Annotated in this window: 11 protein-coding genes; 3 read left to right on the top strand and 8 right to left on the bottom strand. The window is 65.2% G+C overall.

Annotated features, from left to right (window positions below; all coding sequences use genetic code 11):
• Positions 1-13: 13 nt before the first annotated feature.
• The 6 genes from rapZ to uvrB form a co-directional block, all read right to left on the bottom strand.
• A complete protein-coding gene (gene rapZ / locus D9V32_RS13005; protein WP_121649352.1) occupies positions 14-898 on the bottom strand; it encodes an RNase adapter RapZ in 885 nt (294 codons plus the stop codon).
• 314 nt (positions 899-1,212) lie between these two features.
• Positions 1,213-3,162, bottom strand: a complete 1,950-nt coding sequence (uvrC, locus tag D9V32_RS13000) for an excinuclease ABC subunit UvrC (protein ID WP_121649351.1) — start codon at positions 3,160-3,162, stop codon at positions 1,213-1,215.
• A complete protein-coding gene (uvrA, locus tag D9V32_RS12995; RefSeq protein WP_121649350.1) occupies positions 3,163-6,252 on the bottom strand; it encodes an excinuclease ABC subunit UvrA in 3,090 nt (1,029 codons plus the stop codon).
• A gap of 65 nt (positions 6,253-6,317) precedes the next feature.
• Complete coding sequence (locus tag D9V32_RS12990) at positions 6,318-7,247, bottom strand: SGNH/GDSL hydrolase family protein (protein WP_121649349.1); 930 nt, start codon at positions 7,245-7,247, stop codon at positions 6,318-6,320.
• 82 nt (positions 7,248-7,329) lie between these two features.
• Complete coding sequence (locus D9V32_RS12985) at positions 7,330-7,647, bottom strand: antibiotic biosynthesis monooxygenase family protein (protein ID WP_121649348.1); 318 nt, start codon at positions 7,645-7,647, stop codon at positions 7,330-7,332.
• Between the two features lie 44 nt (positions 7,648-7,691).
• The gene (gene uvrB, locus D9V32_RS12980) at positions 7,692-9,758 is read right to left on the bottom strand and encodes an excinuclease ABC subunit UvrB (RefSeq protein WP_121649347.1); all 2,067 of its coding nucleotides are present in this window, start codon (positions 9,756-9,758) and stop codon (positions 7,692-7,694) included.
• Between the two features lie 100 nt (positions 9,759-9,858).
• Between uvrB and D9V32_RS12975 the strand changes: the two genes are divergently transcribed.
• The 3 genes from D9V32_RS12975 to D9V32_RS12965 all read left to right on the top strand — a co-directional run bounded on the left by D9V32_RS12975 (position 9,859) and on the right by D9V32_RS12965 (position 12,929).
• A complete protein-coding gene (locus D9V32_RS12975) occupies positions 9,859-10,791 on the top strand; it encodes an SDR family NAD(P)-dependent oxidoreductase (protein ID WP_121649346.1) in 933 nt (310 codons plus the stop codon).
• Between the two features lie 50 nt (positions 10,792-10,841).
• A complete protein-coding gene (locus tag D9V32_RS12970) occupies positions 10,842-11,354 on the top strand; it encodes a GNAT family N-acetyltransferase (protein WP_121649345.1) in 513 nt (170 codons plus the stop codon).
• A gap of 210 nt (positions 11,355-11,564) precedes the next feature.
• Positions 11,565-12,929 (top strand): MFS transporter, encoded by a 1,365-nt coding sequence (locus D9V32_RS12965; protein WP_121649344.1) that lies wholly within the window; start codon positions 11,565-11,567, stop codon positions 12,927-12,929.
• A 156-nt stretch (positions 12,930-13,085) separates the two neighbouring features.
• On the opposite strand, the gene coaE is transcribed toward D9V32_RS12965, so the two are convergent.
• The gene (coaE, locus tag D9V32_RS12960; RefSeq protein ID WP_121649343.1) at positions 13,086-13,697 is read right to left on the bottom strand and encodes a dephospho-CoA kinase; all 612 of its coding nucleotides are present in this window, start codon (positions 13,695-13,697) and stop codon (positions 13,086-13,088) included.
• 127 nt (positions 13,698-13,824) lie between these two features.
• Positions 13,825-14,462: S1 RNA-binding domain-containing protein (locus D9V32_RS12955; RefSeq protein WP_121649342.1), on the bottom strand; the 638-nt coding region annotated here is incomplete at its 5' end.

Below are 14,462 nucleotides of genomic sequence, written 5' to 3'. Positions count from 1 at the left end.
GTTCTGCCCGGTACTACTCGCGCCCCAGGTCGCGGTGAGACAGTGTCACTGCGACGCCCGGAGACGCGGCCAGGGCAGCGGCAATCTTGGTCGCGATGGCGACGGAACGGTGTTTACCACCCGTACAGCCGATCGCGAGCATGGCGTGCCGCTTGTTTTCACGCTGGTAGCCGGCGAGAACCGGCTCCAGCACGTTCAGGTAGCTGGAGACGAATTCCTCGACTCCAGGCTGGGAGAGCACGTACTCACTGACCGCAGCATCCTGCCCGGTAAGCGGGCGTAGCTCCGGCACCCAGAAGGGGTTCGGAATAAAACGTGCATCAGCAACCATATCGGCGTCCGTCGGTATTCCATATTTGAACCCGAAACTCATCACCGTGAGGGTGACGCCGGGGGTACCTTCGGCCGCGAAATAGTCGCGGATTTTTCCGCCCAATTGGTGGACATTCAGCTCGGAGGTGTCGATCACCATGTCACTGGATTCACGAATTGTGGCCAAACGTGCACGCTCGGATGCAATTCCGTCCAGGGTGGTGCCTCCACCCTGCAGCGGATGGGGTCGGCGGACCGCTTCAAAGCGACGCACGAGCACCGTATCCGACGCATCGAGGAACAAAACCCGCAACAGGGTGCCCTCGCGCAGCGTCTGAATCATTGACTGCAGGTCGCCAAAGAAATCACGACCGCGCACATCGACGATCACCGCGATCTTGGGGAGCGCACCCTCGGCGCGCTCGGCCAGGTCGATCAGCGGCCGCAGCATCTGCGGGGGCAGATTGTCCACCACGTACCAGGAGAGGTCTTCGAGGGCGTTGGCCACGGTCGATCGCCCCGCACCGGACATGCCGGTAACGATGAGCACCTCTTGCTGGGGTGTTCCTTCGGCTTGGACGTTCATGGCCTACCCTTTCTGCCCCGTCTTGGTTCGTGGGCATCGTCTAGCTTATCCGGCGCGGCGCGGTTCCGTGGGATCCCGCGTGCCCCATTCGAGGGACACTGTAAGTATCTGCGCCGTTACGGCGTGTCGCCCCGGGTTTCCGGGGATCTCTTGAGCCGCGACCGCTGTGCGAAAGTTCGAGCACATTCACAGTCGTCCGGCGGAAACTCCCAGAGTAGCGTTCACACGAGCCAAGCGCGAGCGGTGCCGGCTCAGGGGCCCGGGAAACGGGGTCCACAAACCGGCGCTCAGCGCGCACCCAGGGCGGGCGCTCGCTACTTCTCCCGCGGGGCCGCCAGCGTCGAAACGATGGTTTCGGCCAGGGTCTCCCCCAAGCCCGGCACCTCGGCAATCGCCACCGCATCGGCCTCGCGCAGCCGCGAAACCGAGCCAAAGTGTTTCAGCAGCGCCGAGATTCTGGCGGGGCCGAGGCCCGGGATCTCACCCAGGATCGTGGTGATGTCCCGCTTGCGACGCGAACGCTGGTGCGTGATTGCGAACCGGTGCGCCTCGTCTCGCAGACGCTGAATGAGGAACAGAGCCTCGCTGTTGCGCGGCAGAATCACCGGGTAGTCGCTATCCGGCAACCACAGCTCCTCGAGTCGCTTCGCGATCCCGGCGAGCTGGATGCCGGTCTGGCCGGAATCCTCGAGCGCGCGCTTCGCCGCGGCCACCTGTGGCTGGCCGCCATCGACGATCAGCAGCTGGGGCGGGTAGGCAAACTTCTTCGGCTTCGCGACGATCTCCGCCGCGATCGCCAGGGCCTCCCCGTCCGCATCGGTGCCCGAGGGGGCCGCGGGGCCGGCGGCGAGGGCGGCCTCGAGAACGGGCTCCTCGGGCTCGCCCAGGTACGCCAGGCGGCGCGAGAGCACCTGGTAGAGCGAGTCGGTGTCATCGGTGGACTCGGCCACGTTGAAGCGGCGGTACTGGTCCTTACGCGGCAGGCCGTCCTCAAACACCACCATCGAGGCCACGATGTTTGTACCCTGCAGGTGCGAGGCGTCGTAGCACTCGATGCGCAGCGGTGCCTGATCCATCCCGATGGCTTCCTGGATGTCCGCCAGAGCCTGGGAGCGAGCCGCGAAATCGGCCGTGCGGCGCGTCTTGTAGAGCTTGAGCGTCCCGGCGGCGTTGATCTGCGCGGTCTGCATCAGCGCGGCCTTTTCGCCGCGCTGCGGGGTCTTGATCCGCACCTTTGCGTGGCGGCGCTCGGCGAGAATTTCCTCGAGCTCGCTCACGTCCTCGGGCAGTTCTGGCACGATGATCTCGCGCGGAATATCCACCCGGTCGGCACTCGCGTAGACGCGCTGCAGCAGGCCGTCCACCAGCTCACCGGTCGAAAGCTCAAGCTCCTTATCCACCGTCCAGCTCATCACACCGCGGATGCGACCCCCACGCACCATGAACTGGTGCACGGCGGCCGAGAGCTCATCGTGCACCACACCAAAGACATCGGCATCGAGAGAGTCCCGCAGCACCATCGCGCTCTTTTCAAGCACGGCCTCAAGCGAGAGCAGGGTGTCGCGGTAGCGGGCGGCGTTTTCGAAGTCGAGCTCGGCCGAGGCCTGCTTCATCTTGTTGGTGAACTCGGTCACGAACCGGCGGTCACCGCCGGCGAGGAACGACACGAAGTCGTTCACCCGCTCGCGGTGCTCCTCGATGGTCACCTTTCCCGAGCACGGCCCGCCGCACTTCCCAATCTGCCCGGCAAAGCACGGCTTCCCGGTCTGCATGGCACGCTTATAGTTCGCGTCATTACAGGTACGAATCGGGAAGGCCTTGACCATGAGGTCCATGGTCTCGTGCACGGCCCAGATCTTCGGGTACGGGCCGAAGTACCGGGCACCACGGATCTTGTGGTTGCGCGTAACCATGACCCGCGGCGACTCCTCGCCGAGGGTCACACACAGGTACGGGTAGGTCTTATCGTCGCGAAACTTGACGTTGAAGGGCGGATCAAACTCCTTGATCCAGGTGTACTCGAGCTGCAGCGCCTCGATATCGCTGCCGACCACGGTCCAGTCGACCTTCGCCGCGCTGGTCACCATCCGCCGGGTACGCTCGTGCAGGCTGCGCAGCGGCGCAAAGTAGTTGCTCAGGCGCTGCCGGAGGTTCTTCGCCTTTCCGACATAGAGAACCCGCCCCGACGCGTCGGAAAACCGATACACGCCGGGGCTCGTGGGTATCTCCCCCGCCTTCGGACGATAGCTGAGGACGTCGCTCATTTAGGAGTCGGTACCCGTCTTCCGCGTCTTGGTCGGGGCTACGCGGGTGGTCACGACCTTCGAGGAGCGTGCCCGCTTAGGCTTCTCCGTGGTCTTCGCGGCCGCGGTGCTCGCGGCCGACTTCGCCGCGGGTTTCCCCGTCGTCGCCTTCTTGGCGGGAGTCTTCTTCGCAGCGACGGGGGCGGTGGCGGTTGCCTTGGGCAGCACCCGCTCGAAGCGCTCCGGGTTCAGCTCAAAGATCTCCTTGAGGAACATGCCGGTGAAGCTCGCCGGGTTTTCGGCAACCTGCTCGGGGGTACCGGTGGCAATGATCGTGCCACCGCCAGCACCACCCTCGGGGCCCATGTCGATGATCCAGTCGGCGGACTTGATCACGTCGAGGTTGTGCTCGATCGTGATCACCGTGTTGCCCTTGTCCACCAGGCCATCCAGCACCAGCAGGAGCTTGCGCACGTCCTCGAAGTGCAGACCCGTGGTCGGCTCATCCAGCACGTAGACCGAACGCCCGTTGGTGCGCTTTTGCAGCTCGGTCGCGAGCTTCACACGCTGCGCCTCACCGCCGGAGAGCGTGGTCGCGCTCTGCCCCAGTCGGACGTAGCCCAGCCCCACCTCCACGAGGGTCTTCAGGTAGCGGTGGATGGCCGAGATCGGCTCGAAGAAGTCGGCCGCCTCGGCGATCGGCATGTCGAGAACCTCGGAGATGTTCTTGCCCTTGTAGTGCACGGCCAGGGTGTCCCGGTTGTAGCGCGCGCCATGGCACACCTCGCAGGAGACATAGACGTCCGGCAGGAAGTTCATCTCGATCTTGATCGTGCCGTCACCCGCACAGGCCTCACAGCGCCCGCCCTTGACGTTGAAGGAGAAGCGTCCGGCCAGGTAGCCGCGGACCTTGGCCTCCTGCGTTTCGGCGAAGAGGTTGCGGATCTTGTCGAACACGCCGGTGTAGGTGGCGGGGTTCGAGCGCGGGGTGCGGCCGATCGGGGCCTGGTCAACGTGGATGACCTTGTCGAGGTGCTCGAGCCCGGTGATGCGGGTGTGCTTTCCGGCCACGCGACGGGCGCCGTTGAGCTTGTTCGCGAGCACCCGGTACAGGATGTCGTTCACCAGGGTGGACTTTCCCGAGCCGGAGACACCGGTCACGGCGACGAAAGCGCCGAGCGGGAAGTCCGCGCTGACGTTCTTGAGGTTGTTCTCGGTTGCGCCGATAACGTGCAGCATGCGCTGCTTATCAATCGGCCGGCGCACGCTCGGCGGAGCGATCGCGCGGCGACCCGAGAGGTAGTCTCCGGTCACGGACTCGGTGTTGGCCAGCAGCTCCTTGTAGCCACCGGAGTGGACCACGCGGCCACCGTTGACGCCGGCACCGGGGCCGATGTCGACGATCCAGTCGGCGGTGCGAATGGTGTCTTCATCGTGCTCCACCACGATCAGGGTGTTACCGAGGTCGCGCAGCGCGACGAGCGTTTCGATCAGGCGGCGGTTATCGCGCTGGTGCAGACCGATGCTCGGCTCGTCCAGCACGTAGAGTACGCCGGTCAGGCCGGAGCCGATCTGGGTGGCCAGGCGGATGCGCTGGGCCTCTCCACCGGAGAGCGAGCCGGCGGATCGGGCGAGGTTCAGATAGTTCAGGCCAACCTGGATCAGGAAGTCGAGGCGCACCTTGATCTCGCGCAGCACCTGGGCGCCAATCTTTGCCTCACGCTCGGAGAGGGTCAGGGTCTCCATGAAGGCGCGGGCGTCGGTCAGGCTGAGCTCGGCCACGTCGGAAATGTTCTCGCCGTTGATGAGCACGGCCAGCACCTCGGGCTTCAGGCGCTTCCCCGCGCACACCTGGCAGGGCACCTCGCGCAGGTATTCGGTCCAGCGCTGGCGCTGGGTATCGGTTTCGGCCTGCAGGTACTGACGCTCGATATAGGGCATCACGCCCTCGAAGCCGGAGGAGTACGTCATCTCGCGACCGAAGCGGTTCTTGTAGCGGACCTTGACGGAGAAGTTGTTGCCGCGGAGGACGGCCTCCTGTACCTTCTTGGGAAGCTGATTCCAGGGGGTGTTCAGCGAGAAGTCGAGGTCGTCGGCAAGGCCCACCAGGAGCTTCTCGTAGTACTGGTAGAGACCCTTGCCCTGGGTGGACCAGGGCACGATTGCCCCACCATTGATGCTTGCCTCCGGGTCTCCGACCAGGAGTTCTTCATCGACGCTCATGCGCGTACCGAGGCCCGAGCACTCGGGGCAGGCACCAAACGGCGCGTTGAATGAGAAGGTGCGCGGCTCGATCTCGGTGAGCGAGATCGGGTGGTTATTCGGGCAGGAAAGCTTCTCGCTGTAACTGCGGAGGGCATCCTCCCCCTCGCGATCCACGAAACTGACCTGGACGATACCGTCGGTGAGGCGCAGCGCGGTTTCGAGGGAGTCGGTGAGGCGGCCGAGGAGCTCAGGGCCGGCCACCAGGCGGTCAACAACGACCGAGATGTCGTGCTTGTAGCTCTTCTTCAGGGTGGGCGGGCTGCTCAGCTGAATCTGCTCGCCGTCGACGAGGGCGCGGGAGAAGCCGGCGGCCACGAGCTCGGCGAAGAGGTCAACAAACTCGCCCTTCTTCTGCACCACGACCGGGCTCATGATGAGGTAGCGGGTGCCGGTTTCAAGCTCCATGAGCTGATCGGCGATCTGCTGTACGGTCTGTTTCTGGATGGGCTCGTGACACTCGGGGCAGTGCGCGATACCGATGCGAGCCCACAGCAGACGCATGTAGTCCCACACCTCGGTGATGGTACCCACCGTGGAGCGCGGGTTGCGGTTCGTCGACTTCTGGTCGATCGACACCGCGGGGCTCAGCCCCTCGATGAAGTCGACGTCGGGACGATCCACCTGCCCGAGGAACTGGCGGGCGTACGCCGAGAGCGACTCGACGTAGCGGCGCTGCCCCTCGGCGAAAATGGTATCGAACGCGAGCGAGGATTTACCGGAGCCGGAGAGGCCGGTAAATACCACGAGCGAGTTGCGGGGAATCTCGAGGTTAACGTCGCGCAGGTTGTGCACGCGTGCGCCACGGACGCTAAGCGAATTCAGGGAATCAGGCAGTTGGATCGACACCCGCTCAGTCTACGCGGCACCACCGACATTGCGTTTCGCTCGGGCACCGATTTGGCGAAACCCGGCTACGGCTGCGTGGGGGCGGGCACGGGCTGGATGCCCTTCGCCGTGGTCCACTCGCGATCCCCCAGCTTCGTGAACGCGTTCACGATGGCACCGGCGAGTACGGCCTGACCGTCATCGTTGGGGTGTTCCCCATCGTCGGAAATCAGGTCGGGTTCCGACACCAGCGGCTGGCCGAGATCGAGATACTTCCCCCCAATGGCCTCCACATCGGCCTCGACCCGTGCGCGCATGTGCGCCATCGAATCGGGCTCATCCTCCTGCTGCCAGAGGGGGCTGGTCGCCACGATATCGGCGGTCGGGTGCGCGGCACGCAGCATCGCATAGAACGTGTCGATGTGCGCATCAGAGTCGGCCTCGTCGACGTTGACCTCATTTTTGCCGCCGTTCACCAGGATTCGGGTGGCGGTGGCGGGAATCTGCGCAATCTGTTCCAGATACGAGGGGCAACGGGTTTGCCCACACTCACCCTGACTGTTTGATCCCTCGATGGACACCCCGTATCCGACCCCGCCCACGGCGAGGTTGTCTACCGGCCACCCGAAGTGCGCGGCGACGAGGTGCATATTGTCGTGCTGCGGATCGCTCGCCCCGCTGTCTCGGGAGTAGGAGTCGCCGATGATGTACACCGCCGAGTTTGACACCCCGCCGGGGGCGGCCTTGGCGTGAAACGCACCGGCCACCGAGAGCTCGATACCCCGAGCATCGGCACCCACGGCGCCCAGCACGCCATCATCGCCGGGAATCGCGAGCAGCGCGATGAGGGCCACGGGAATCGCCCCCGCCAGCAGCGCGAAACGTGCGCGGTGTCGGCGGTTTCCCGGCACAGCGCCGCCGCCTCGTCCGCCCGCATCTGACGCGCGCCGATGCTCCTTCTCCGCGCCGCGGCGGGAGGTTTTGGGGCCTTGCGAGGATGATGAATCGGACAGCATGGAGTCATCCTACGCCCGATGGCCGCGACACCTGAACGGGGGACACGCTTCGCTAATTAAGTCCACAGGTTCGCGAGCCGGGCTAGCCCCTCGGGCCGGGATCTGAGACCTCGGCTACGGCCACAAAGTGCTCCACCACGGGGAACGGCGAGTAAAACTCGTGGAGCAGCTCTCGCCAACCCTGATACTGCGGTGAACCCCGGAACCCCTCGGTGTGATCCTCGACGGTTTCCCACCGCACGAGCAGCAGGTAGTGCTCCGGGGTTTCGAGGCTGCGGCGCAGTTCGAGCCCGCGGAAACCGGAGATCTGCGCGATCAGCGTGCGAGCCCGGTCGAAGGCCACTTCAAACTCGGCCTCGCGGCCGGGAACCACCGGGAGCACTGCGTGTTCAAGAATCATGATTCCAGTGTGGCACTCCCCCCGGCATCCCGCGCATCCCCGAGCTAAATATGCCCGGCCTTCTCCATCTGGCGGAGCTCCTTCTTGAGGTCTTGCACCTCGTCGCGCAGGCGCCCGGCCAGCTCAAACTTCAGCTCGGCCGCGGCGGCGAGCATCTGCTCGGTGAGGTCGGCGATGACCGACTCCAGCTCGGCCGCCCCCTCGGCCGCGATGCCCTCGCGACGCAGACGCGGGGTGGGTGACTTTTTCTTATCACCCTGCTTGCCGACGAGGAGCTCGGCGGTGTCGGCGCCCTCGCGCAGCAGCTGGTCGGTGATGTCGGCGATCTTCTTGCGCAGCGGCTGCGGGTCGATCCCGTGTTCGAGGTTGTACGCGACCTGCTTTTCGCGTCGGCGATCGGTCTCGTCGATCGCGAGACGCATGGACGGCGTGATCTTATCGGCGTACATGTGCACCTCGCCGGAGACGTTACGCGCCGCACGACCGATGGTCTGGATGAGGGAGGTGGCCGACCGCAGGAAGCCCTCCTTATCGGCATCGAGGATCGCGACGAGCGAGACCTCGGGGAGGTCGAGGCCCTCACGCAGCAGGTTGATACCCACCAGGACGTCGTACACACCCTGGCGCAGCTCGGTCAGGAGCTCGACCCGGCGCAGGGTGTCGACATCGGAGTGCAGGTAGCGCACGCGCACCCCGGCCTCGGTGAGGAAGTCGGTCAGTTCCTCGGCCATCTTCTTTGTCAGCGTGGTGACGAGGACACGCTCATCGCGCTCGGCGCGGGCGGTGATCTCCTCGAGCAGGTCGTCGATCTGGCCCTCGCTCGGCTTGATCACGATCTCGGGGTCGACCAGGCCGGTGGGGCGAATGATCTGCTCAACCACGCCATCGGCGATGCCCATCTCGTACTTTCCCGGGGTGGCCGACAGATACACCGTCTGGCCCACGCGGTTCTTGAACTCAGAGAAGGTCAGCGGGCGGTTGTCCATCGCGCTGGGCAGGCGGAAGCCGTGATCGACCAGGGTGCGCTTGCGGGAGGCATCGCCCTCAAACATCGCGCCGATCTGCGGCACGGTCACGTGAGACTCGTCAATGACGGTGAGGAAGTCATCCGGGAAGTAGTCGAGCAGGCAGTTGGGGGCCTCCCCCGCCTGGCGCTGATCGATGTGGCGCGAGTAGTTCTCGATACCCGAGCAGAAGCCGATCTGCTGCATCATTTCGAGGTCAAACGTGGTGCGCATGCGCAGCCGCTGGGCCTCGAGCAGCTTGCCCTGCCCCTCGAGCTCGGCGAGACGAATCTCGAGCTCCTCCTCGATGGTCTTCATCGCGCGCTGCATGGTTTCGGGGCTCGCCGCATAGTGCGTGGCCGGGAAGATCGAAACGGCATCGAGCTGCTTGACGATCTCGCCGGTGAGCGGGTGTAGCGAGTAGATGGCCTCGATCTCGTCGCCGAACAGCTCGATCCGCACCGCGAGCTCCTCATACACGGGGATGATCTCGATGGTGTCGCCGCGCACGCGGAAGTTGCCGCGGGAAAAGTCGATGTCGTTGCGGTTGTACTGCATGCCCACGAAGCGGCGGATGAGGCGATCACGCCCCACATTTTCGCCTACCTGCAGCGCCACCATGGCGTCTAAGTACTCCTCGGCCGCACCCAGACCGTAGATGCAGGAGACAGTGGAGACCACGACGACGTCGCGGCGGCTCAGCAGCGAGTTGGTGGTGGAGTGCCGCAGGCGCTCAACCTCGGCGTTGACCGAGGAGTCTTTCTCAATGAACGTATCAGTCTGCGGGACGTAAGCCTCGGGCTGGTAGTAGTCGTAGTAGGAGACAAAATACTCAACCGCGTTGTTGGGCAGGAGGTCTCGGAACTCGTTGGCGAGCTGGGCCGCGAGGGTCTTGTTATGCGCCATCACAAGGGTGGGGCGCTGCACCTGCTCGATCAGCCACGCGGTGGTGGCGGACTTACCGGTACCGGTGGCACCCAGGAGCACGACGTCTGCCTCGCCGGCGTTGATGCGCGCGGCGAGATCTGCGATGGCGGTGGGTTGATCACCACTCGGGGTGTATTCGCTGATGACCTCGAACGGACGAACGGAGCGGGTGGGTTCCATACCCTCAGTCTACGGATCACCACCGACACCGGGCGAAGCGTTCGCCGCCGGCGCACCCCAATGCTTACAAACCTTTCGTTATGTCCGCTAACGTGAGCCCATGAGCACCTGGAATCCGGAACGCCTCCCCCGCGCCGCGAACAAGACCTTCGTCGTGACCGGAGGAGCCGCGGGAATCGGCTACTTCATCACCGAGCAGCTGGCGTCCACCGGCGCGGAGGTCATCATCGCCGCGCGCAGCGAGGAGCGCGCCACGCGCGCGCTGGAAACACTCTCGATCAGGAACCCCGCCGCGAAGCTGGGCTTCATTCGCCTCGACCTCGCCGATGCACGCTCGATCGAGTCGGCCGCAGAGGAGATCTCCGCGCTGCGCCGGGTCGACGCCCTGGTGCTCAACGCCGGTCTCAAGCCCCAGGACGTCCACCAGAAGACCCCCGCGGGTGACGAGCTGGTTTTCGGAACGAACCAGCTGGGCAACTTCGCGCTCATTGCCCGCGCACTGCCGGCGCTTGAACGCACCCCGGGATCGCGGATCGTGACCATGGGCAGCCTCGGCTACACCCTCGCAAAGCTTGACCCGGCAGACGTCAACCACGAGGGCCAGCCCTATCGTTCACTCCCGTTCTATACGGCATCCAAGTTCGCCCAGATGCTCACCGCCTTCGAGTTGGATCGCCGCCTACGCGCGGCGGGTTCGGGGGTCACCAGCGTTACCGCACACCCCGGTGTCGCGATGGATGAGCTGGCGCCGGATCGCCGCCCCGCGCTCCCGTATGTGCCCTGGCCCGCCTACCGGGCCGTGCCCGCAAGACTGTTCTCTCAGGGGAAAGACGCCGGGGCATGGCCCGCGGTACGCGCAACCCTGCAGGAAGATCTGGAGGGCGGAACGCTCTGGGGGCCGCGGTTCCTTTCGAGTCGCGGTGCCCCGGTACGCGAGCGGCTGCCCCGCAAGCTGCGCAATGCCGAGCTGGCTGCGCGCATCTGGGAGCTCAGCGTGAATCGCACCGGGCTGGAGCCACTGCCCGCGGCCTAGGCCAGGCCGAGAGGGACGAGCGGGTAGGGCCTGGCGGTTAGGGTTGAGGAATGGCCATCACTACCCGCCCCCTCGATTCCGCCAACCCCGACGAGCTCACCGCGGTCCTCACGCTCAACAACGCGGCCGTTCCCGCGGTCAACGCGCTCACGACCCCGGAACTGCGCGTCCTGATCGAGACCTCCCACCTCGCCCGCGCGGTGGTGGATTCTGATTCACCCGCCGAAATCCTGGGCGTAATCATTGCCTTTGCCCCTGGTGCCGCCTACGAGAGCGAAAACTACGCCTGGTTCTCCGCGCGCGGAGGCGACTTCCTCTACGTCGACCGGATCATCGTGGCGGAGACCGCCCGGGGGCGGGGCCTCGGCCCGGTGCTCTACGCCGCGGTCTTTGACGCCGCCCGCGCCGCCGACCTGGGCGCGGTCACCTGCGAGGTGAACACCGATCCGCCCAACCCGGGCTCGCTCGCCTTCCACACCCGGCTCGGGTTCGAGCGCGTGGGTGACCTCACCACGAAGGGCGGCACGGTGAGCGTCGCGCTCCTCGAGGCGCGCGTTCGATAGTCCCTCCGCCTGGATTTCCTCCGAGAGCGTCGGGCTATTACCGCCCGTAACGCGAGAATCCCGGACACACCGGGATGACAGACGAACATTCGTTTTGCGACGTGCATCCGTGACGAATCGTCGTAGCTGCCTATGGTTGCTTCGGTCACGCCTTGCTATCGCCCCTATCCGGGGGTGAGGGGGCGGGCCCCGGACCAAAGGACGCTATCAATGTCGATCTCGACGCGGGCACTGCGCCTGTTTGCCGCACCACCACCCGCTCCGCGGGTCTCCCCGGAGGAGGCCGCGCGGAAGTACCCGCGCCTGCGCACGCAGGTATTCATGGGAATCTTCATCGGCTACGCCGGGTTCTACCTGATCCGTAACAACCTGCCCCTGGTTGCCTCCCTCCTCATCGAGGAGGGCCGCATTGACAAGGTCGGCGTCGGAATCGTCGCCAACGCGACCCTGATCGCCTACGGCTTCTCGAAGTTCTTCTCGGCCATCGTGTCCGACCGCTCGAATGCCCGCTACTTCCTGCCGATTGGCCTCGCGCTGTCGGCGGTGGCGAACCTCTTTGTTGCGTTCGTACCCGCCGTGACCGCCTCGATCGGTATCTTCGCGGTGGTGATGTTCATCAACGGGTGGTTCCAGGGTATGGGCTGGCCTCCCAGCGGCCGCGTGCTCGTGCACTGGTTCTCGACCAGCGAGCGCGGCATCAAGACCGCGATCTGGAACGTGGCGCACAACGTCGGTGGATTCGCCGTGGGTGTGCTGGCCGCGGTGGGTCTGCAGATGACGGGCAACGACTGGACCTCGGCATTCTGGCTGCCCGCGCTCGTGGCGCTGGCCGTGGCCGTGTTTGCGTTCATCACCATCCGGGACACCCCGGAGTCACAGGGCCTGCCCCCGATCGAGGAGTTCCGGGATGACCCCGCAAAGGTGAGCGTGGATGAGGATGCCGAGTCCAAGGAGAGCACCTGGAGCGTCGTCAAGAAGCACGTGCTCACGAACCGCACCATGGTGCTGCTCGCGCTGGCCAACGTGTTCGTCTATGCCCTGCGCTACGGTATCCTCACCTGGACCCCGATCTACCTCTCTGAGGTGCGCGGCGCCAGCGTCGAGGGCGGTATTGCCGGATTCTCACTGTTTGAGCTCGCCGGTATCGGTGGCACCATTCTCTGTGGTGTGCTCTCGGACAAGGTGTTCCGCGGTAACCGCTCGATGACCGGAATCGCCTTCATGGTTGCGGTGGCCGGCATGACCGCGGTGTACTGGCTGCTCCCGGCTGATGCACCGCTGTGGATCCCGCTGATCGCCGTGACCCTGATCGGTGGCCTGATCTATGGCCCGGTGATGCTGATCGGGCTGCAGGCACTCGACCTTTCCCCGCGTCACGTCGCCGGAACGGCCGCCGGTTTCACCGGTCTGTTCGGATACGTGATCGGTGCCACCATGGCCTCGACCGGTATCGGTTTTGTGGTGCACACCTTCGGCTGGGACGTCACGTTCATCATGCTGATCGTGCTGTCGCTGCTCACCGTGATCTTCCTCGCGATGATCAACCGCGATGAGACGGCCGCCTCGCGCCACTAGCCTCGATCGTTACGAAAGAAGGGCCCGGATGATTACTCATCCGGGCCCCTCTTTATGCCCGTGTGTCGAGGCCAGGCACCGTGTCGGCGAAGGCATCAACTTCGTTATGCCCGTGTGTCGAGGCCCGGCACCGTGTTGGCGAAGGCATCAACTTCGTTATGCCCGTGTGTCGAGGCCAGGCACGGTGTCGGCGAAGGCATCAACCGTGGCCAGGGTGTCGAGGAGGGTGCCCCCGGTGTCGATGAGGTGGGTCGCGACGGCGCGACGCTCGGCATCGGTGGCCTGCGCCCCAATGCGGCGTTCGGCCTCGGCGCGCTCCATTTGGCGGAGGCGCACCATGCGCTCGATGCGCACCTCGGCGGGCGCCTCGGCCACGACGACGGCGTCGAACTCATACGGCAGCTTGGCCTCGACCAGCAGCGGCACGTCGTACACGACCACCGCGTTCGGGTTCTCGGCCTCGGCGGCCGCGAACAGGGCCCGGGTCCGTGCCTGAACGGCGGGGTGCACGATGCCGTTGAGATCGGCCAGCGCGGCGGGATCCGTAAACACGATTGCGCCGAGCGCTGGGCGGTTCAACGAGCCGTCTTCGGCGATCACCGCATCGCCGAAGCGTGCGCGGATCCGCTCGAGTGCGGGCTCCCCCGGTTCGACAACCTCGCGGGCGAGGCGGTCGGCATCCAGGTGCACGGCACCACGTTTTTTGAGTCTCTTGGCGATGGTGGATTTGCCGGAGGCGATTCCCCCGGTGAGGCCGATCAGATACACGCTGTGCCCTTTCGCGGTTGGTACAGATCCACCATACCCCCGGACGTACAACAAACGGGCCGCCCTCCCGAAGGAGAACGGCCCGTTTGTTTACTGAAGCGAAGTGCTCAGCGAACCACTAAGAAAATTAGTTGTTGCTGGAGAGCTTCTCGCGCAGTGCGGCGAGCGACTCGTCGTCGGCAAGGGTGCCGGCGCCGGTGGACTCGCTCGAGAAGGACGAACCGGCGGCCGGAGCCTCGGGTGCGTTTGCCTCTTCGATTGCGGCCTGTGCGACCTGCTTCTTGTGAGCTTCCCAACGTGCCTGAGCGGCAGCGTAGTCCTGCTCCCACTTCTCGCGCTGAGCTTCGAAGCCCTCGCGCCACTCGTTGGTCTCGGAGTCGAAGCCCTCAGGGTACTTGTAGTTGCCCTGCTCGTCGTACTCGGTGAGCATGCCGTAGAGTGCCGGGTCGAACTCGGTACCCTCGGGGTCAACACCCTCGTTGGCCTGCTTGAGGCTCAGCGAGATGCGGCGACGCTCGAGGTCGATGTCGATGACCTTGACGAAGACCTCTTCGCCAACCGAGACAACCTGCTCGGCGAGCTCAACGTGCTTACCCGACAGCTCGGAGATGTGCACGAGGCCCTCGATGCCGTCGGCAACGCGAACGAACGCACCGAAGGGAACGAGCTTGGTGACCTTACCCGGTGCAACCTGGCCGATGGCGTGGGTGCGGGCGAAGACCTGCCACGGGTCCTCCTGGGTGGCCTTGAGCGAGAGCGACACGC

This window comes from Mycetocola tolaasinivorans, from assembly GCF_003667565.1.
Taxonomy (GTDB): Bacteria; Actinomycetota; Actinomycetes; order Actinomycetales; family Microbacteriaceae; genus Mycetocola; species Mycetocola tolaasinivorans.
The sequence above is the reverse complement of the archived record's forward strand: the minus strand, read 5'-3'. Positions and strand labels throughout refer to the sequence as shown.